This is a genomic window from Streptomyces sp. NPDC101225 (genome assembly GCF_044767585.1).
In the GTDB taxonomy this organism is placed as follows: domain Bacteria; phylum Actinomycetota; class Actinomycetes; order Streptomycetales; family Streptomycetaceae; genus Streptomyces.
Genome location: NZ_JBIWOE010000051.1, coordinates 25183 through 42479, shown reverse-complemented (window position 1 = coordinate 42479; position 17297 = coordinate 25183). Strand labels below are relative to the sequence as shown.

General features: G+C 73.2%; 20 protein-coding genes and 1 pseudogene. 8 read left to right on the top strand and 13 right to left on the bottom strand.

Going from position 1 to position 17297, the window contains the following annotated elements; all coding sequences use genetic code 11:
* Positions 1-102: 102 nt before the first annotated feature.
* From ACIRPX_RS40520 to ACIRPX_RS40510, 3 genes are all read right to left on the bottom strand, one after another.
* Positions 103-867, bottom strand: a complete 765-nt coding sequence (locus tag ACIRPX_RS40520) for a dienelactone hydrolase family protein (RefSeq protein ID WP_404204899.1) — start codon at positions 865-867, stop codon at positions 103-105.
* A 124-nt stretch (positions 868-991) separates the two neighbouring features.
* Positions 992-1612, bottom strand: coding sequence for an L-threonylcarbamoyladenylate synthase (locus ACIRPX_RS40515; RefSeq protein ID WP_404204897.1), 621 nt, complete (start codon positions 1610-1612; stop codon positions 992-994).
* A gap of 9 nt (positions 1613-1621) precedes the next feature.
* Positions 1622-2119 carry an FBP domain-containing protein gene (locus ACIRPX_RS40510; protein WP_404204895.1) on the bottom strand — a complete coding sequence of 166 codons (498 nt, stop codon included), beginning with the start codon at positions 2117-2119 and terminating at the stop codon, positions 1622-1624.
* An 84-nt stretch (positions 2120-2203) separates the two neighbouring features.
* Between ACIRPX_RS40510 and ACIRPX_RS40505 the strand changes: the two genes are divergently transcribed.
* The 4 genes and pseudogenes from ACIRPX_RS40505 to ACIRPX_RS40490 all read left to right on the top strand — a co-directional run bounded on the left by ACIRPX_RS40505 (position 2204) and on the right by ACIRPX_RS40490 (position 6785).
* Positions 2204-2782 (top strand): TetR/AcrR family transcriptional regulator, encoded by a 579-nt coding sequence (locus tag ACIRPX_RS40505; protein WP_404204924.1) that lies wholly within the window; start codon positions 2204-2206, stop codon positions 2780-2782.
* Positions 2783-2843: 61 nt separating this feature from the next.
* Positions 2844-4028 (top strand): GDSL-type esterase/lipase family protein, encoded by a 1185-nt coding sequence (locus tag ACIRPX_RS40500; protein ID WP_404204893.1) that lies wholly within the window; start codon positions 2844-2846, stop codon positions 4026-4028.
* Between the two features lie 125 nt (positions 4029-4153).
* On the top strand, positions 4154-5656 hold the full coding sequence (locus ACIRPX_RS40495) for a helix-turn-helix domain-containing protein (RefSeq protein WP_404204891.1): 1503 nt from the start codon (positions 4154-4156) through the stop codon (positions 5654-5656).
* 346 nt (positions 5657-6002) lie between these two features.
* Positions 6003-6785: pseudogene (locus ACIRPX_RS40490) on the top strand (alpha/beta fold hydrolase).
* 18 nt (positions 6786-6803) lie between these two features.
* On the opposite strand, the gene ACIRPX_RS40485 reads toward ACIRPX_RS40490, so the two are convergent.
* Complete coding sequence (locus ACIRPX_RS40485) at positions 6804-7337, bottom strand: DoxX family protein (protein ID WP_404204889.1); 534 nt, start codon at positions 7335-7337, stop codon at positions 6804-6806.
* A gap of 331 nt (positions 7338-7668) precedes the next feature.
* Here ACIRPX_RS40485 and ACIRPX_RS40480 point away from each other — a divergent pair, with 331 nt between their 5' ends.
* On the top strand, positions 7669-8610 hold the full coding sequence (locus tag ACIRPX_RS40480; protein WP_404204887.1) for a LysR family transcriptional regulator: 942 nt from the start codon (positions 7669-7671) through the stop codon (positions 8608-8610).
* A gap of 109 nt (positions 8611-8719) precedes the next feature.
* Here ACIRPX_RS40480 and ACIRPX_RS40475 read toward each other — a convergent pair whose 3' ends face one another.
* Complete coding sequence (locus ACIRPX_RS40475) at positions 8720-8920, bottom strand: DUF4177 domain-containing protein (protein WP_404204886.1); 201 nt, start codon at positions 8918-8920, stop codon at positions 8720-8722.
* A gap of 107 nt (positions 8921-9027) precedes the next feature.
* Here ACIRPX_RS40475 and ACIRPX_RS40470 point away from each other — a divergent pair, with 107 nt between their 5' ends.
* Complete coding sequence (locus tag ACIRPX_RS40470; protein WP_404204884.1) at positions 9028-9420, top strand: MmcQ/YjbR family DNA-binding protein; 393 nt, start codon at positions 9028-9030, stop codon at positions 9418-9420.
* A gap of 79 nt (positions 9421-9499) precedes the next feature.
* Here the strand turns inward: ACIRPX_RS40470 and ACIRPX_RS40465 are convergent, their stop codons facing one another.
* Positions 9500-10003, bottom strand: coding sequence for a hypothetical protein (locus tag ACIRPX_RS40465; protein WP_404204882.1), 504 nt, complete (start codon positions 10001-10003; stop codon positions 9500-9502).
* A 139-nt stretch (positions 10004-10142) separates the two neighbouring features.
* Between ACIRPX_RS40465 and ACIRPX_RS40460 the strand changes: the two genes are divergently transcribed.
* The gene (locus tag ACIRPX_RS40460; protein ID WP_404204880.1) at positions 10143-11129 is read left to right on the top strand and encodes an NAD(P)H-dependent flavin oxidoreductase; all 987 of its coding nucleotides are present in this window, start codon (positions 10143-10145) and stop codon (positions 11127-11129) included.
* Between the two features lie 139 nt (positions 11130-11268).
* On the opposite strand, the gene ACIRPX_RS40455 is transcribed toward ACIRPX_RS40460, so the two are convergent.
* The 4 genes from ACIRPX_RS40455 to ACIRPX_RS40440 form a co-directional block, all read right to left on the bottom strand.
* Positions 11269-11544, bottom strand: coding sequence for a hypothetical protein (locus ACIRPX_RS40455; RefSeq protein ID WP_404204878.1), 276 nt, complete (start codon positions 11542-11544; stop codon positions 11269-11271).
* A gap of 180 nt (positions 11545-11724) precedes the next feature.
* Positions 11725-11919 carry a hypothetical protein gene (locus ACIRPX_RS40450; RefSeq protein ID WP_404204876.1) on the bottom strand — a complete coding sequence of 65 codons (195 nt, stop codon included), beginning with the start codon at positions 11917-11919 and terminating at the stop codon, positions 11725-11727.
* A gap of 138 nt (positions 11920-12057) precedes the next feature.
* Positions 12058-13266 carry an MFS transporter gene (locus ACIRPX_RS40445; protein ID WP_404204875.1) on the bottom strand — a complete coding sequence of 403 codons (1209 nt, stop codon included), beginning with the start codon at positions 13264-13266 and terminating at the stop codon, positions 12058-12060.
* Entirely contained in the window at positions 13263-13862 is a 600-nt protein-coding gene (locus tag ACIRPX_RS40440; RefSeq protein WP_404204873.1) for a helix-turn-helix domain-containing protein, read from the bottom strand. The genes ACIRPX_RS40445 and ACIRPX_RS40440 overlap by 4 nt, the downstream gene beginning before the upstream one ends.
* A 28-nt stretch (positions 13863-13890) precedes the next feature.
* On the opposite strand from ACIRPX_RS40440, the gene ACIRPX_RS40435 reads away from it, so the two are divergent.
* Positions 13891-14379, top strand: a complete 489-nt coding sequence (locus tag ACIRPX_RS40435; protein WP_404204871.1) for a GNAT family N-acetyltransferase — start codon at positions 13891-13893, stop codon at positions 14377-14379.
* A 15-nt stretch (positions 14380-14394) separates the two neighbouring features.
* Here ACIRPX_RS40435 and ACIRPX_RS40430 read toward each other — a convergent pair whose 3' ends face one another.
* The 3 genes from ACIRPX_RS40430 to ACIRPX_RS40420 all read right to left on the bottom strand — a co-directional run bounded on the left by ACIRPX_RS40430 (position 14395) and on the right by ACIRPX_RS40420 (position 17262).
* Positions 14395-16194 carry an MFS transporter gene (locus tag ACIRPX_RS40430; protein WP_404204869.1) on the bottom strand — a complete coding sequence of 600 codons (1800 nt, stop codon included), beginning with the start codon at positions 16192-16194 and terminating at the stop codon, positions 14395-14397.
* Positions 16191-16658 (bottom strand): MarR family winged helix-turn-helix transcriptional regulator, encoded by a 468-nt coding sequence (locus tag ACIRPX_RS40425; protein WP_404204867.1) that lies wholly within the window; start codon positions 16656-16658, stop codon positions 16191-16193. Before ACIRPX_RS40425 ends, ACIRPX_RS40430 begins: the two co-directional genes overlap by 4 nt.
* A gap of 124 nt (positions 16659-16782) precedes the next feature.
* Positions 16783-17262, bottom strand: coding sequence for an iron chaperone (locus tag ACIRPX_RS40420; protein ID WP_404204865.1), 480 nt, complete (start codon positions 17260-17262; stop codon positions 16783-16785).
* Positions 17263-17297 lie beyond the last annotated feature (35 nt).

Sequence of the window (17297 nt, the reverse complement as noted above, 5' to 3'; positions counted from 1 at the left end):
CTGTGGGACCTGTGGGAAACGAGGGCGCCCGCGGGGTCGAACCCGCGGGCGCCGGCGGTGATGTGTCACCGGCCCCGTTCAGGAGGCCGGGAGAGTCCTTGCTCAGGAGGCCGGGAAGGTCCTGGCCAGGAGGTCGAGCAGAGCCGCCCAGTGCCGCTCGTCCGCCTCCTTGTCGTAGGCGGCCGTATCGGCCTGCGTGTATCCGTGGTGCGCGCCGGGGTACACCTCGCAGCGGTGCCGCACACCCGCCGACGTCAGGGTCTCCGCCAGGAGCCGCTGCTGCTCCGGCGGCATGGAGCCGTCCTGGTCGGCGTGCCCGAAGTACAGCTCGGCGGTGACGTCCTTCGCCACCAGGTGGGGGCTGTCCGGCGCGTCCGTCGCCAGCCGTCCGCCGTGGAAGCCGGCCGCGGCGGCGACCCGGTCCGGGTAGGTGCCGGCGGTGAACAGGGCCAGCCGCGCGCCCATGCAGTAGCCGCTGAGGGCGACCGGGCCGTCGGCCGCGAGCGGGGAGTCGGCCAGCCACTGGAGGTACGCACCCGCGTCCCGCATGGCGAGGTCGGGGGTGAGCGCCTGCATCACCGGCGCGATCTGCTCCCAGATCTGCGGCCGTTGCGAGGGGTCGATGAACTCGGGCAGGTCGAAGACCGGGGTGCGGGCGTGCCGGTGGAAGACGTTCGGCACCAGGACCGTGTAACCGGCCCCGGCCAGCCGGTCGGCCATGGCCCGCAGATGCGGACGCAGTCCGAAGGCGTCCTGGTAGAGCAGTACGGCGGGGTGCGGGAGGCCGTCGGCGGGATGTGCGAGATAGGCGTCGGCGACGCCGTCCGCGGTGGTGATGTCAACGGCTGTTCCCTGAACGGAGGTCATGGGGGACCACCTCTCTGCGCACGGTGCGGCGAAGCGACTTCTGCGGGCCCGACGGGCCGGACACGGACATCGTTGCACGTGCCACGCATCGGCCCGCCGTGGCCCCCGCCCTGACCGGAACCGCTCATTCGAAGCGCGTGACGTCCCCGGCCCCGCGCCGCACGATCTCGGCCTCGCCGTCGGAGAAGTCGATGACCGTCGTCGGTTCGGTGCCGCAGTCCCCGGAGTCCACCACCGCGTCCAGCACGTGGTCCAGGCGGTCCTTGATCTCCCAGCCCTGGGTCATCGGCTCCTCCTCGTCGGGCAGCAGCAGCGTGCTGGACAGCAGCGGCTCGCCGAGCTCGGTGAGCAGGGCCTGGGCGACGACATGGTCGGGGATGCGGACGCCGACCGTCTTCTTCCTGGGGTGCTGCAGCATGCGCGGCACCTCCCTCGTCGCCGGCAGGATGAAGGTGTAACTGCCGGGCGTCGAGGCCTTGATGGCGCGGAACACGTCGTTGTCGACCCGTACGAACTGGCCGAGCTGCGCGAAGTCCTGGCACACGAGGGTGAAGTGATGCCGGCTGTCGAGCCGGCGGATGGACCGGATGCGCTCGATGCCGTCACGGCTCCCGAGCCGGCAGCCCAGTGCGTAACAGGAGTCCGTGGGGTACGCGATGAGGGCGTCCGCACGGATGCTCTGCGCGATCTGGGAGATGGCACGAGGCTGGGGGTTGTCGGGGTGCACGTCGAAGTACTTCGCCATCCGCCGAGCTTATGCCGTCGCGACCTTGGCGACGAACGCGTCGACGTTGGCCACGGTGCGCCGGATCTTCTCCTCCAGGGAGATCGTCTCGTGCAGCCGCGCTCCGGGGCCCGCGTCCCGCTTGCCCCGCACGTACAGCGAGCAGGCGAGATCGCTGCACATGTAGACGCCCACCGAGTTGCCCTGCTGGCCGGCCTTGCCCGCCTTCGGCGCGACCATCAGCGAGACGCCTCCGGAGTGGGTGGTCAGGCACATCGAGCACATGCTGCGCCGCTGCTGCCCGACGGCGGCGGCCGAGCCGCGCATGGCCACGGCCTTCGCGCGCCCGTCGTCCCCGACGGTGACCAGGTACGCGCGATCGGGGGCCTGCGGATCGCGCCAGCCGAGGTAGTCCAGGTCCTCCCAGGGTCGGTCGGCGAGGTCGCGGGGGACGGACAGGCGCTGGGCCGCGCCCTTGCTGCAGTTGATGAAGGCGGCGCGGATCTCGCGTTCGGTCAGTGGTTCCATAAGCGCATGCTAGATTGCCTAAATGACTTAGGCAAAATAATAATGGCCTATGGAAAATGGCCCGTGGGAGCGGAGAGGGAGGTTGTGGTGCGCGCAGGGCTGACCACGGAGCGGGTCGTGCGGGCGGGTGCGGAGCTGGCCGACGAGGTCGGCTTCGAGCAGGTGACCGTCTCGGAGGTGGCCCGGCGTTTCGGCGTCAAGGTGGCGAGTCTGTACTCGCATGTGAAGAGCTCTCACGACCTCAAGACCCGGATCGCGCTGTCCGCCCTGGACGAACTCGCCGACCGCGCCGCAGACGCCCTCGCGGGGCGGGCCGGCAAGGACGCCCTCACCGCCTACGCCGACGCCTACCGCGACTACGCCCGGGGGCACCCCGGACGTGCGGTCGCGGCCAGGATGCGCCTCGACCCCGAGACGGCGGCCGCCGGCGCCGGCGTCCGGCACGCCCAGATGTCCCGCGCGATCCTGCGCGGCTACGACCTGACCGAACCGGACCAGACGCACGCCGTACGGCTGCTGGGCAGCGTCTTCCACGGCTACGTCAGCCTCGAAGCCGGCGGCGGCTTCAGCCACAGCGCCCCCGATTCCGAGGAGAGCTGGAGACGCATCCTGGACGCCCTCGACGCCTTGCTGCGCAACTGGCCCGCCGGCCCCACCCCTTGAGTCCGCCGGCCCGACCGCTCGAACGCGTCAACCCCACCCCTTGAACACGAGGCAGGAGGCCATGGGTACCCAGTACGAGTGGATCACGACCCCCAACACCGCCGGGCTGCTGCGCGGCGCCCTCGACGTGGAGCGCACCGAGCGGGGACTGCTGCCGCACCGGCTGCCGCCCTGGGCCCGCGCCCAGTGCCCCGATCCGCAGCTGGCCATGGCCGAGTCGCAGCCCTCGGGCGTCCGGCTGGCCTTCCGCACCCGTGCGACCGCCGTCGAGCTGGACACGGTGCCCACCAAGCGCCGCTACGCCGGTGCCCCGCCCCGTCCCGACGGTGTCTACGAGCTCCTCGTCGACGGCCGCCCGGCCGGCCGGGGGAGCGTCGCGGGCGGCGACGTCGTGACCGTCGACATGGCGGCCGGCACCGCCGAGCTCCGCTCCGGGCCCGCGGGCACCCTGCGCTTCACCGGCCTGCCCGACGGAGACAAGGACGTGGAGATCTGGCTCCCGCACAACGAGACCACCGAGCTGGTCGCGCTGCGCACCGACGCACCCGTGGCACCGGCCCCGCCGAGCGGCCGCAAGGTGTGGCTGCACCACGGCAGTTCGATCAGCCACGGCTCCGACGCGGCGGGCCCCACCACCACCTGGCCCGCGCTCGCCGCCACCCTGGGCGGTGTGGAACTGATCAACCTGGGGCTGGGCGGCAGCGCCCTGCTCGACCCGTTCACGGCCCGCACCCTGCGCGACACGCCCGCCGACCTGATCAGCGTCAAGATCGGGATCAATCTCGTCAACACCGACCTGATGCGGCTGCGTGCCTTCACCCCCGCCGTCCACGGCTTCCTCGACACCGTCCGCGAGGGCCACCCCGACGCACCACTGCTGCTCGTGTCCCCCATCCTGTGCCCCATCCACGAGGACACGCCCGGCCCGACCGTTCTGGACTTCCACACCCTGAGCGACGGCCGGCTCCGGTTCCGCGCCATGGGCGACCCGGCCGAGCGCGCCGAAGGCAAGCTGACCCTGGGCGTCGTCCGGGACGAGCTCGAACGCATCGTGACCCAGCGGGCGGCCGACGACCCGAACCTCCACCACCTCGACGGCCGGGACCTCTACGGCGAAACCGACGCCGTCGAACTGCCGCTGCCCGACCAGCTCCACCCGGACGCCGCCACCCACCTGCGCATCGGGGAGCGCTTCGCCGGACGGATCTTCGCCGCGGGAGGTGTGTTCGCGGGCCCGGACAGCTGAGACGTTCGAGGCGTCCCCCTTCTCGCCCTGACACCTGCCGTACTCGTGTCACCTCCGGGCATGCGTGAGGTAACGTCCCCGACCGACATGCCGAGGTCGACGCGAGGGACGAGGAGAAGGCCGAGATGGCTGGCCGACAGGACGGGGGCCGCCCTGAGCAGGTGACGGATGCCGAGGGCGCCGGGTGGGCGCAGGAACTGCTGGACCACCTGCGGCCGACCGGGCGGGACATCCGCCGGGTGGTCACCTGGCTCGCGGACGCGGTGGACGGGACGGCCTGTCTGCAGGACGACACCGGGCGCGTCCTGGCCGGCACGCCGACACCGCTGGACGAGGACCTCGTCGCCGACCTCGTCTCCGGCCGTATCGCCTCCGCCGCCTGGGACGACGCGGGGCTCCATCTGCGGCTGGTCGGCGTGCAGCGGCCGCGGCCCGCCTCGGCCGGTGTCCTGTCGGTCTCCCGGACGAGCCCCTTCGACCGGCGGGCCTCCGACATCGTGACCCGTACCGCCCAGGTGGTCGAACTGCTGCTCAGGGCACGGGAGTCGACGGCGGCCGGGCGGCGCCTGCGGCGTGCGACGTCCGACCTCCGCCTGGCCATCCTGCAACTGCTGATGGTCGAGGACACCGTCTCCGCCCGCCGCGTCGCAGCGGGCCTGTGGCCCGGCCTGCTCGACACCGACACCGCCTGCGTCTACGTCCTCGAGGGCAGCGCCGAGGAGCGCGACCGCATCGCCGAGGAGTGCCTGACCGCCACGGCGGACCAGGCTCTGGTCGTGCGCTGCCCCGCGGTGGACGCACACGTCATCGTCGTCGCTCCCCGTGACGCGGCGTCCGCCGAGCTCAGGCTGGTGGTGGGCCGCCGTCCCGACACCTTCCTCGGCGGCAGCGCCCCGCAGAGCCTGGTCCGCACCGCCACCGCCTACGGGCAGGCGGTCAGCGCGCTCGCCGTCGCCCGCTTCCGGCCCGACCAGCAGGCCGTGTACGCCGAACGCACCCACCCCGAGCGGCTGATGGACCCGGCCGTGCTGCACGGCTGGACGGCTCGGGTGCTGCACCCGCTCGACACCCTGGCGCACCACACGCGCGCGGAACTCCTCGCCACCACCCGGCTGGGCCTGGAGTTCACCGCGGTGAACGCCGCCAAGATCCTCGGCGTCAGCCGCAACACCGTCCGCGCCCGCATGGACCGTCTGGAGAGCCTGCTGCAGGCGGACTTCACCGACCTCACCGCCCGCGCCGTCGTCCATCTCGCCCTCAACACCCGGGTCGGCCTGTCCGAGGAGACGCACGAGACCCCTCCCGCCGGGGCGGCCCGTCCCGGGCTCGGCGACCTGCTGGCCGGCCTCGCCCTGCGCACCTGGGCGCACGGTCTGCTCGGGCGTCTGGAGTCCGACGCCCGCGACCTGCGCCGCTCCCTGCGCGCCTGGATCGCCGCCGGGGGCAACGCCGAACGCGCCGCACAGCTGCTGGGGGTGCACCCGCAGACGGTGCGCGAACACGTGCGCAGCGCGGAACCCGTCCTCGAACGCCAGTTGCTCGCCTCGGGCAGCGATCTGTACGAGGTCGTCCTCGCTCATCTGGCCCTCGGTGAACTCGACCGGCCCGCATTCGGCCGGACGAACTAGGAACTTCCGGACTCACTTGTGCACAGGTGAGCCCCGAGGCCGCCGCAGCGGGCATGGACGCGGTTCACAACGCATCCGCTCGGCACGTAAGTTCGACGGGCCGCGGGGGCACGACCGGAACGGGGGACCGGTCGCGCCCTCTCGCGGTTCTACGCCCGTAGCCGCGCCGGAGGCGGTGTCCCCGGCCCTCGGGCCGCCGCGCCCGGCGCAGTGCGCACCGGGGCCGCACGTCCTCTCGCGCCCGAACGGGATCCCGCCGCTCCGCCCGCCCGGGCCCGCCTGTGACGCCCGTCCCCGGCTGCCGCTATGCTACCGGCCAGTAACCGGATGCATCCAGGAGGCACCGATGCCGCAGCTCGCAGTCGACGGCGCAGAGCTGACGTACGACGACGAGGGTCCGCGCGACGCCGACGCCCTTCCCCTGGTGTTCATCCACGGCTGGACGGCGAACCGGCACCGCTGGGACCACTAGACGGCCTACTTCGCCGGGCGGCGCCGGGTGATCCGCCTCGATCTGCGCGGCCACGGCGACAGCACCGGTGCCGGGGTGCGGACCATCGCGGAACTGGCCGACGACGTCGTCGCCCTGCTCGACCACCTGGAGGTCCGGCGGGCGGTGCTCGTGGGCCATTCGATGGGCGGCATGATCGCGCAGACCATCGCCCTCGACCACCCCGAGCTGGTCGAACGCCTCGTCCTGGTCGACTCCATCAGCCGCATGACCTACAGCCGCGGCCGGGGCCTGCTGATGGGGGCCTCGACACTCGTCCCGTTCAAGCTGTTCGTCGCCGCCAACGTCCGGCGCGCCTTCGCACCCGGCTTCCCCCGTGAGGAGGTCCGGGCGTACACCAGGTCCGCCGAGGCCGTCCCCCGCGAGGTCGTCATGACGCTCTACGGCGCCATGCGCGCCTTCGACGTCCTGGACCGGGTCGGCGAGATCCGCGTCCCCACCCTCCTGATCCACGGAAGCCACGACATCCAGCTCCCCGTGCCGCAGATGCTGCGCATGGCGACGGCGTACCCGGACGCGGTGGTGCGGATCATCGACGCCGGCCACGAAGTGCCGGTCGAGAAGCCGGCGGAACTGACCACGGCCATCGACCGGTTCGTCACTGCCCCCGGCGGGTGAGGTGCCGGGGCCGCTCGGTCAGCTGCTCAGCCTGGCCTTGACCCCGCCGACCGCCGCGGCGGGGCGCGCCGTGGCGCGCATGGACCGGCTCACCAGGTGCGCCTCGCGCCGCAGGTCGTGTGCGGCGTGCCGGCCGCGCCACGCCAGTGAGGGCGCACCGGCGGTGTCGTCGGCCGCGATCAGCAGCCCGCCGAGCATCGACACGTTCTTCAGGAAGTGGATCTTCTGCCGGGCGCGCTCGTCGGGATCCTCCGCCTCCCAGAAGCGGTGACCCGCCAGGGTGGTCGGCACCAGCGTGGCCGCCATGGCCAGCGCGGCCGGCCGCGGCAGGCGCCCGCTGCCCAGCAGCAGACCCGCCACCACCTGGACCGCTCCGTTGAGACGTACGACCTGTTCGGTGCGGTCGGGCAGCACGTCGATCCGTTCGGTGACCGGCTGGACGACCGGCTCGGCCACCGGGGCGACCCGTTCCGGAGCGCGCAGCGCGTTGATGCCGCCGGCGACGAACATGGAGGCGAGCATGGGCCGGCCGACCAGGCGCAGGAGACTCATGGCCCTCTCCTCGGGTGTGGGTGCGGGAAGGGACCTCCCGGGTTCCCCGCGATCTGCGGTCGATGCCACGTCCACCGGCCAGGTGCGGGCATGTCGCTCACCGAAGCCGCGGGCTGCCTTTCTCGCGTCTTTCGCCGTCCTCCCTCACGCCGTTCGGGCGACCTCGGCGTGTGCGCAGCTCTCTGTGGCGGTGGCGATCTGATCTCCCGCGGACAGCCCCCGCCGGGGCCTGCCGGCCGGGGGCCGTCGGCGGGACTCCGATGTTCTGAGCACGGTGCATGTCGGGCATGAGCCCGATGCATGTCCAGCACCAGTAGTATGCGTTGTCGTCATGGACTTCACCGACGTCTCGCTGACCGCGCTGCGCGTCCTGCGCGCGGTGGCGGAGCAGGGAACCTTCACCGCGGCAGCCGCGTCGCTGGGCTACACCCAGTCCGCCGTCTCCCGGCAGATCGCCGCCGTCGAGCGGGTGGCGGGCGCACAGCTTCTGGAGCGGCGGCGCGACGGGGTACGGCTGACCGCGGCGGGCCGGGTCGTGATGCGGCGCGCGACGGTCGTGCTCGACGAGATCGACGCCGCCGCACGTGAACTCTCCGGACTGCCCGGGGAGTCCGGCACGGTCCGGCTGGGCTGGTTCCCGAGCGCCGGAGCCGTCCTCGTGCCCGCCGCGCTCGCGGTCCTGCGCCGCACGGACCCCGGCATCGACGTGGTCACCCGGGAGGGCACGACCCCCGCGCTGGTGCGCGCCCTGCGGGCCGGCAGCCTGGACCTGGCCCTCCTCGCCTCGGTGCCGCCGTTCCGCCCGCCGGACGCCGAGTCGCCCCCGCTGGCACTGCGGACGCTCACCGAACGCGCCCTGTGCCTGGCCGTGCCGGCGGGCCACCCACTCGCCCGCGGCGACTACGTCGACGTCACCGATCTGCGCGGACAGCGCTGGATCGCCGGCCCCAGCTCGGGCGAGGACCGGCTCATGGGGGTCTGGCCCGGCCTGGACGAGCGGCCCGACATCGCCCACACCGCCCGGGACTGGCTGGCCAAACTCCAGCTCGTCGCCGCGGGGTGCGGCCTGACGACCGTGCCCTCGTCCCTCGCCCCCGCGGTGCCGCCGGGCGTGCGCGTCCTGCCGGTGCGCGGCGGGCCCCAGGAACAGCGGCGCCTCCTTCTGGCCCACCTCCCGCAGGCTCCGGCGGAGCCGGTGACCCGCGTGGCCGCGGCCCTGCGCGCCGCCGCGCTCGACGCGGACACGGCGGCCCTCTCCGTACCGTCCCCGTGAGCCGGGAGGGCCGAAGCCTCGGCTCTGGCCGCGGCTGCGGACGGTGCCGCTGAGACGGCGAAGGGCCCGCGCACCGCGCGGACCCTTCGCCGGACGTGCCGGAGCGGTCTCAGGAACGAGGCCGCTCGAAGGTGAGCAGCAGCCCCTCCACCGCACCGGGACCTATGCGTCCCTTCACGTCGGCCGAGGTGACGGCCTTGAGACGCCAGCCGTCCTCCGCGTGCTTGTTGAGGACCTTCTCCAGCTTGTCGCTGTCCAGAGCGTCACCGATCAGCGACTCCCTGAACGTGACCACCTTGTACTCGTACATGACTGCGGCGTCCTCCTGTGAATGGGCGGCGGTGCGGGGACCAGCCAACCATGACGCCACACCGCCGCACACTGCCGGACCGGCCTTCGTCGTTCTACCGTCGTCGGATGGCGACCTGGGACGACGTACGGCACCTCGCGCTCGCTCTTCCCGAGAGCGGCGAACGGCTCTCGCGGGAGCTCGCGCAATGGCGCGTCAAGGACAGGCTCTTCGTCTGGGAACGGCCGCTGCGGCGCGCCGACCTCGAGGCGCTCGGCGACGCGGCACCGGAGGGGCCGATTCTCGGCGTACGGGTGGCGGACGTCGGGGTGAAGGAAGCGCTGGTCGCCTCCGACCCCGGCGTCTACTTCACGATTCCGCACTTCGACGGCCATCCGGCGGTCCTGGTCCGCCTCGACCGGATCGGCATCGCCGAGCTGAAGGAGCTGATCGAGGAGGCGTGGCTTCTGCGGGCCCCCGAGCGGCTGGCGCGGCAGTACCTCGACGCGAGCGGTTCCTGAACCCGTCGGGAAGGTGGACCGGTCGGGGCGGTGGACCGGCCGGGCGACGTGGGGCGGTCCGCGGCCGTGGACCGGTGCGTCAGCCGCCGTCGCCGGCCGGTTGGTCGCCGTCCGCCCCGGCATCGGCGGTCGGCCAGTGTGCCAGCGAGATCATCCGCATCACGCGGTGGATGAGATATCCCGCCAGCGGCAGCTCGATGAAGAGCGCCAGCGCCGCCGACAGCCAGACCTCCCGCGTGCCGAAGGCGAGCGACACGTCGAACCACGCGTCGCCGATCAGCAGCACGGCGGTCGCGAGTCCCGACACGATCACGGCCCGGTGGCGCAGCCGCCCGAAGACCGCGGTGGCGGCCATCGCGGTCAGGAGCAGGACGTCGAAGCCCACCCAGGCGACGCGCCAGTGGTGGACCTTGTAGCCGGAGGGCAGGGACAGGGCCAGCACCACGGTCCACGGGACGAGGGCGACGGCGGAGACGGTCAGCACTTCCAGGGTGTGCTTTCGGTGCCTGCGGATGCGCTCCAGCAGTTCGGGGTGCGGCGCCGGTGCGGCCCCTCTGAGCTCGTCGACCTGTGTGTCGCTCACGTCGCCTGCTCCGTTCTCGTACGTGCTGGGGCGGGTCAGGCCCTGGTTTCCCCTGTTTCCTTAGTGACAAGTCGATCGCGCGGGGCATTCCCGGCAGACGCGCGGACGAAGTGCAGCGGCAGGGGCGATGATGACCGCCATGGCCTTGACGACGACGTTCACGAAGCTTTTCGGCGTACGGCATCCGATCGCACTGGCACCGATGGGCGGCTCGGCCGGCGGTGCGCTGACCGCGGCCGTCTCACGCGGCGGCGGCTTCGGAATCCTTGGAGCGGGCGGGGGAGACCCGGACTGGCTCGCCGGGCAACTGCCGCTCGTGACGGGGAGCGGGGGCCTGCCATGGGGTGTGGGGTTCCAGGCCTGGGCGGTCGGCGTCGAGACCGTCGACCGCGCGCTGGAGCACGGCCCGCGGGCGGTCATGCTCTCCTTCGGCGACCCCGGCCCGTTCGCCGCGCGCGTCCGTGCGGCGGGCGCGGCGCTGATCATCCAGGTCACCGATGTGGACGAGGCCCGCCGCGCCGTGGACCTGGGAGCGGACGTGATCGTGGCCCAGGGGACGGAGGGCGGGGGACACGGCGCCCGGCGGGGGCGCTCCACCCTGCCGTTCGTACCGGTCGTGGTGGACTTGGCCGCACCGGTGCCCGTGCTGGCGGCCGGCGGCATCGCCGACGGACGGGGTGTGGCCGCCGCCCTGGCGCTCGGCGCCGCCGGAGCGCTGCTCGGCACCCGTTTCCAGGCGACGCATGAGGCGCTGGTCGACCCCGCGGCCGCCAAGGCGATCGTGGAGGGCCGCGGGCAGGACACGGAACGCAATCGCGTGCTGGACATCGCCCGCGGTTCGCGCTGGCCGGCGCGTTACACGGCGCGCACCCTCGGCCATCCCTTCCTGGACCGCTGGCGGGACAGGGAGGCCGAACTCGCCGCCGACCCCAGGGCCCGGCAGGACTATCGCGAGGGTGTGGCGCGCGGCGATCTGCCGCCGCTTCCGGTGTGGGCGGGGGAGGGTGCCGACCTCGTCGACGACCTGCAGTCCGCCGCCGACCTCGTCGGCGCGCTCGCGGAACAGGCGGAGCGGGCGCTGGCACGGGCCGGCGGTCAGGAGCCGGAGGGCGCGCCGGGCCCGTGACGCCGGCGAGCCCCGCGGCCCGCACCTCGTGAGGGGCGCGGGGCGAGCCGCGGGGCTCGGGGGCCGCTCTCAACTGCGTCGAGACGGCGAAGTGGTCGAAGGGGCGGGGGAGTTGAGGCTCGGTCCGGACGGTTGCCGGTCAGCCGTGGCAGATCAGGACGATGAGGCCGTCGCAGTCGTCGCCGTCGTCGTCCCAGCCGCCGTGTCGGTGGTGGGCGGCGCGGTCGTCGTGGGCCTGGGACTGGGCCGTGGCGCCGTGCGGGGCGGGCGGCGCCGCCATCGCCGGTGCCGCCGTCCCCGCGAGTGCCGCGCAGGCGAGGCCCAGGGCGGCACCCATCGCGAGTATTCGGGGAATGCGGGAGCCGGTCTTCTCGGAGTGACGGGAGCTGCTGGGGTCGAGCTCTGCAGTGTTCATGCAGTCACCGTGCCTGCCCCCGCGGGTGATTTCGCGCCGGGCGAGCCGACCGGGTGAGACCCGCGCTTCCGGCCGATCGCCCGATCGGCCCACGTCGGAGGCGGAGTCGGAATCCCGCTGGAGCCCGAGCCCGAGCCGGTGCCGACCGGCGCCGAGCCGTGAGCCGGGGGTGAAGCCGGGTCAGAGACCCAGGTCGACGGCCAGGCAGGAGAAGGACATCCACGACGCCTCGGGGTTGTAGGCGCCCCTCGCCGGGTCGTGCGCCGAGGCCTGCCTCTCCTCGACCATCTCCTCGAAAACAATGCGCTCGGGCAGCTTCCCGAAGCGTGCGTGCCGTACTGCCGCAGCGCTGTCCACGGCGTCGTGGTTCTCCATGGCCGACCTCCGCTCGATCGATGGCGGACCGCGTCCTCATCGTGTGACGGGCCTCAGAATCACACCGCAAAGCGTCACCTGTCAAGGCAGTGACGCATTCCAAGTGTACTTGTCCTGCGGCTGGTTGCCCGGGGATCGTTACCGGTGAAGCCGGTGACGCGCCGTGAGGTCGGGCCTCGACGGCCGGTGCGGCCCGCCTGGCCGTACGGTGACGGCGACGGCCAGGAGCAGCGCGCCCATGGCGGCGCAGGCCGTGCCGCGCCAGCCGGCGACGGCGAGCAGGGGCGCGGCGAGGGCGGTCCCCGCGGCGCCGATCGTGAAGTACAGCACGAGGTAGACGCTGCTGAGGCTGCCGGAGCGGCCGGGGTCGAGGGCGATGACGCGGCTCTGGTTGGCCGCCTGGGCCGCGAAGCAGCCGGCGTCGAAGAGGGCGAGACCCGCCGCCGTGACGAGCGGTCTGCCGAGGCCGGTCGCGAGCAGCGCGACCCCCGCCGCGGCGGCCAGGACGGAGGCCGTGATCACCGCGCGCGGGGCGTACCGGTCGGTGAGACGCCCGGTGAGCGGGAGGACGGTGAAGCCGAGCAGCCCGGCCAGGCTGTACAGGCCGATGGCCGTCGGGGAGAGCGCGTGGGGCGGCCGGGCGAGAGCCAGGGCGAGAGCGACCCAGATCAGGGTGAAGGCGAAGTACCACAGGCCGCCGGCCGCCACCGCCTGCCGCAGCGGCGCCACGTCGCGCAGCAGTGGGGGGAGCGACGCGAGCGTCGCGCGATAGCCCCGGTCGGGGTGCGGACGGCGCCGGGGCAGCACCAGGACCGCGGCGCACGCGCCGAGCAGGGCGAGGCCGGCGAAGACGAGGAGCATCCACCGCCAGCCGAGCAGATCGGTGAGAGCGCCTCCCGCGAGCCGGCTGAGCAGGATGCCGGCCGACATGCCGGCGGCCACGACGGCGACGCCGGCTCCGCGGCGTCCGGGCCGGGCGTGCCGGCCCGCGATGGTGCCGGCCTGGGCCGCGACGCTCGCGGCCGCGCCGATGAGCACGTAGGCGGACAGGAGTACGACCGCGTCCGGCGCGAGGGCGGCGACGGTGAGGGCGGCGGCCAGCGCGGTGAGCTGCGTGCCGACCAGACGGCCGGGGGAGAGGTGGTCGGTGAGCGGGAGCAGGAGCGCGAAGCCGACCGTGCAGCCGACGAGGGCGGCGGTCGGGACCAGCCCGATCACGGCCGGGGAGACACGCAGGTCTGCGGCGACGACGCCGAGGGCGGGCTGGACGGCGTAGTTGTTGGCGATCGCCGTGCCCGCGATGACGGCGAGGAGGAGGGTGCCGCCGCGTGGGAGGTGCCGGGTCACGGCCGTGTGCCGCGGGCGAGGACGACGGCGTAACGGCATTCCGCCCCGCTGTCGTTGGCGAAGATCCGGTCGGTGGGATCGCCGAGTTCGATGGTGTCGCCCGCCTCCAGCTCGTGCACGGTCGCGCCGTCGTGGAAGGTCAGACGGCCGTCGAGGACCCACACGACCTGCCGCACGAAGGCGAAGGCGGCGGCCGGGTAGGGCACGCGGGCGCCGGCCGGGAGCCGGATCTCGGCGATCTCGGCGGGAAACCGGGGGCTGGTGATCTGGCGGCGACGGTAACCGGTGGCGGGGTCGCGCCACTCCGCCGCCTCGGCCCTGCGGCCCACCCCCGCACCGCCCGCTGCCTCGCCCGCCTCCGGCGGTGTGCCTTCCGCGAGGGCGAGCAGGGAGGCGACGCTCAGCTGGAAGGCGGCCGACAACTTGCCGAGCACGACGGCCGTGGGGCTGCTCTCGCCCCGCTCGATCCGGCTGATCATGGCCTGCGAGACACCGGAGGCACCGGCGAGCTGGGCCAGGGTCCAGCGGCGCCGCTCCCGTTCCGTGCGGACCCGTACGGCGATCTGCGCGACCAGGGGATCTACTATGTTGGACATGAATCCAATATACGAGAGAAGCCGGACGGTGACAGTACGTCCGGCACGGGCCGGTGACGTGGAGACCGTCCGGGCCATCCGCAACAACGCCGTCGGGCACTCGACGGCCCTCTGGACGCAGACCCCGCAGTCCCCCGAGGAGGCGGCCGACTGGCTCGCCGGCCATCTGGAGCGCGGCTCGGCGTTCGTGGCCGAGACCGGCGGAGAGGTCGCCGGGTTCGCCGTCTACGGCCCGTGGCGGGCGCTGGACGGATACCGGCACACCGTGGAGGACTCGGTGTACGTCCGGGAGGGCCGGCACGGGCTCGGTATCGGCACCGCGCTGCTGGCCGCGGTCGTCGACGGGGCGCGCGAGGCGGGCCACCACGTCGTGATCGCCGGCATCGAGGCCGGGAACGCGGCCTCGATCCGGCTGCACGAACGCTTCGGCTTCGAGCACGTCGGCACCGTGGCGGAGGCCGGCACCAAGTTCGGCCGCTGGCTCGACCTGACCCTCATGCGGCTGCCCTTGTCCTGAACTCCCGGTGCGCCGCTACGACCCCGTGTTGTCGCGGGGCTGCTCCTCCTCGTGGACGTCGCCGGCCGGAGCGCGCCGGTCCTGGCGCGTCGTGTGCGGACCCTCGTGCGCGGCCTGGTGGCTGCCGCGCAGGGCCGAGGCGACGGCGGAGACCAGGGCCATGCCCGCGGCCACGCCGAACACGATGGTCAGGCCGTGGTGGAACGGCCCGGAGACCAGTCGCGGGAAGAAGGTGTGGCCGGTCAGCGCCGCCCGCTGGGCCGAGGTCACGTGGTCGAGGGCGCCGTCGGACGCCAGCAGGTGCTCGATGGGGTTGTTGCCGAGGAACGTGGCGAACAGCGTGCTCACCGGCGGCAGCGAGGCCGCATGCTCGGCCGCGCCGGCCGGTACACCGTGGGCCTGGAGCCCGCTGCTCAGGGTCCCGGGCAGCGACGAGGCGAGCCCGGAGACCATCAGCGAGAAGAACACGCCGATGGACAGAGCCGTGCCGGAGTTCTGGAAGGTGGAGCGCATGCCCGAGGCGACACCCCGGTACTCGGGCCGCACACTGCCCATGATCGACGACGTGTTGGGCGCGGAGAACATGCCCTGTCCCAGCCCGCTGAGCAGCAGGAGTGCCGCGAACATGCCGTAGTCGAAATCGACCGGCAGCGTGAGCAGGCCGAGGAACGAGGCCGCCACGACCACCAGTCCCGCCGTGGAGAACAGGCGAGCGCCGAACCGGTCCGACAGGAATCCGGAGACGGGCCCCGCTATCAGGAAGCCGACCGTGAGCGGCAGCATGAAGACGCCGGCCCACAGCGGGGTGTCCTCGAAGGCGTAGCCGTGCAGCGGCAGCCAGATGCCCTGGAGCCAGATGATGAGCATGAACTGCAGGCCGCCGCGTGCGATCGCGGTGAGCAGGGCGGCCAGATTGCCCGCGGCGAAGGCGCGCACCCGGAACAGCGCGAGGTGGAACATGGGCTCGGCCACGCGTGTCTCCACGTAGCAGAAGAGCAGCAGCAGTCCGGCGCCGCCGAACAGGCCGGTGAGGACCCAGGGGTTGCCCCAGCCGGTGGCGCTGCCGCCGTAGGGCTGGATGCCGTAGGTGATGCCGGCCAGCAGGATGCCCGCGCCGACGGCGAAGGTGAGGTTGCCCAGCCAGTCCACGCGGCCGGGGCGGCCCGCCGAGGTCTCGCGGAGGCTGAGGTAGGACCAGATCGTGCCGGTGACGCTGATCGGGACGCTGATCCAGAACACGGCGCGCCAGTCGACGGCGGCGAGCAGGCCGCCCGCGAGGAGGCCGAGGAACTGGCCGGCGAGCGCGGTGATCTGGTTGATGCCCAGGGCCATGCCGCGCTGCCGGGCGGGGAAGGCGTCGGTGAGGATGGCGGCCGAGTTGGCGGTGAGCATGGAGCCGCCGAAGGCCTGCACGATGCGCCAGAGGATCAGCCACAGGGCGCCGGCGCCCGCGTGGAACGGGTCCAGGGACAGCGCGACGGAGGCGCACGCGAAGATCAGGAAGCCCAGGTTGTAGATCCGCACCCGGCCGAACATGTCGCCGAGCCGGCCGAGGACGACGACCAGCACGGCGGAGACCAGCAGATAGCCCAGGATCATCCAGAGCAGGTAGCCGATGTTGCCCGGGGCGAGCGGGTCGAGGCCGATGCCGCGGAAGATCGCGGGCAGCGAGATGATCACGATCGAGGCGTCCATCGTGGCGATGAGCACGCCGAGCGTGGTGTTCGACAGCGCGACCCACTTGTAGCCGGGGCCGGGCGGAGTGTCCTTCCCGCGTGCCGGGCGCAGGGCGCCGAACGCGGACGGCCCGGTCACAGCCGCTCCGCCAGCCGGTCCAGCAGCGGAAGGGCCGCCGCGAGCGCGGCGCGCTCGTCCGCGGTGAACTCCTCCAGGACGGTGCCGAGCCGGTGGACGGACTCGGAGCGGCGCTCGGCCAGCATGGCGCGTCCCTCCTCGGTGATCGCCACGATGCTGCGCCGCCCGTCCGCCGGGTCCGGGCTGCGGCCGACCAGGCCGCGCCGTTCCAGCAGTGTCAGGGTGCTCGCCATCGCCTGCGGGCGGACCCGCTCCATCTCGGCGAGGGACGTCGGGGTGTCCGGGCCGTCGTGGCTGAGCCGGGCCAGCACCGACACGCCGGAGAGGGACACGTCCCCCACGGCGTGGGACTGGCGCAGCCGCCGGGTCACCCGGCCCATCGCCAGCCGCAGGTCGGACGCGAGCTGCGCGATGTCGCCCGGGCCACGGGTCTCGGCGCCACCCGCGCCGCTGTTCGCCTTCATGGGTACTAAGCCTAGATTTATCAGTTGGGACTGCTCAATCAATTGTTAGTAAATGCCCCGGCCGGCGGCACCCGTCGCGGTGCCGCCGGCCGGGGCCGTGCGTGCGCGGTCGTCGCGCCGGGCGTCAGCCGGCCGCCCGCTCGACAAGGGCGGCGATCCTCGCCTCGACGTCCGCGCTCGGCCCGGCGAGGGCGTACGCGGTCGGCCACATCGTGCCGTCGTCGAGGTGCGCCGAGTCGCTGAAACCCAACGTGGCGTACCGCGCGTTGAACTTCTGCGCGCTCTGGAAGAAGCAGACGACCTTGCCGTCCCTGGCGTACGCGGGCATGCCGTACCAGAGTTTCGGCGCGAGGTGCGGCGCGCTCGCCCTGACGACGGCGTGGATCCGTTCGGCCACGACGCGGTCCGAGTCCCGCATCTCGGCGATCTTCGCGAGGACGGCGGCCTCGTCCTCGGCCGCCTTGCCGGCCGGCGACGCGCGGCGCGTGGAGGCCCTGACCTCCTGGGCGCGCTCCTTCATCGCGGCCCGCTCCTCGGCCGTGAAGCCCCCGGACTCCCCGGCGGTGGCGGTGCGGCTCCCTGCGGTCTTCCGTGCGTGCGCCATGACTGTTCCTCCAGTGGTGTGAGTACGGCGGTCGT

Coding starts and splice junctions, on each gene's coding strand:
- ACIRPX_RS40520 (WP_404204899.1), bottom strand. CDS start 867: ATGACCTCCGTTCAGGGAACAGCCGTTGACATCACCACCGCGGACGGC.
- ACIRPX_RS40515 (WP_404204897.1), bottom strand. CDS start 1,612: ATGGCGAAGTACTTCGACGTGCACCCCGACAACCCCCAGCCTCGTGCC.
- ACIRPX_RS40510 (WP_404204895.1), bottom strand. CDS start 2,119: ATGGAACCACTGACCGAACGCGAGATCCGCGCCGCCTTCATCAACTGC.
- ACIRPX_RS40500 (WP_404204893.1), top strand. CDS start 2,844: ATGGGTACCCAGTACGAGTGGATCACGACCCCCAACACCGCCGGGCTG.
- ACIRPX_RS40495 (WP_404204891.1), top strand. CDS start 4,154: ATGGCTGGCCGACAGGACGGGGGCCGCCCTGAGCAGGTGACGGATGCC.
- ACIRPX_RS40485 (WP_404204889.1), bottom strand. CDS start 7,337: ATGAGTCTCCTGCGCCTGGTCGGCCGGCCCATGCTCGCCTCCATGTTC.
- ACIRPX_RS40480 (WP_404204887.1), top strand. CDS start 7,669: ATGGACTTCACCGACGTCTCGCTGACCGCGCTGCGCGTCCTGCGCGCG.
- ACIRPX_RS40475 (WP_404204886.1), bottom strand. CDS start 8,920: ATGTACGAGTACAAGGTGGTCACGTTCAGGGAGTCGCTGATCGGTGAC.
- ACIRPX_RS40470 (WP_404204884.1), top strand. CDS start 9,028: ATGGCGACCTGGGACGACGTACGGCACCTCGCGCTCGCTCTTCCCGAG.
- ACIRPX_RS40460 (WP_404204880.1), top strand. CDS start 10,143: ATGGCCTTGACGACGACGTTCACGAAGCTTTTCGGCGTACGGCATCCG.
- ACIRPX_RS40455 (WP_404204878.1), bottom strand. CDS start 11,544: ATGAACACTGCAGAGCTCGACCCCAGCAGCTCCCGTCACTCCGAGAAG.
- ACIRPX_RS40450 (WP_404204876.1), bottom strand. CDS start 11,919: ATGGAGAACCACGACGCCGTGGACAGCGCTGCGGCAGTACGGCACGCA.
- ACIRPX_RS40440 (WP_404204873.1), bottom strand. CDS start 13,862: ATGTCCAACATAGTAGATCCCCTGGTCGCGCAGATCGCCGTACGGGTC.
- ACIRPX_RS40425 (WP_404204867.1), bottom strand. CDS start 16,658: ATGAAGGCGAACAGCGGCGCGGGTGGCGCCGAGACCCGTGGCCCGGGC.
- ACIRPX_RS40420 (WP_404204865.1), bottom strand. CDS start 17,262: ATGGCGCACGCACGGAAGACCGCAGGGAGCCGCACCGCCACCGCCGGG.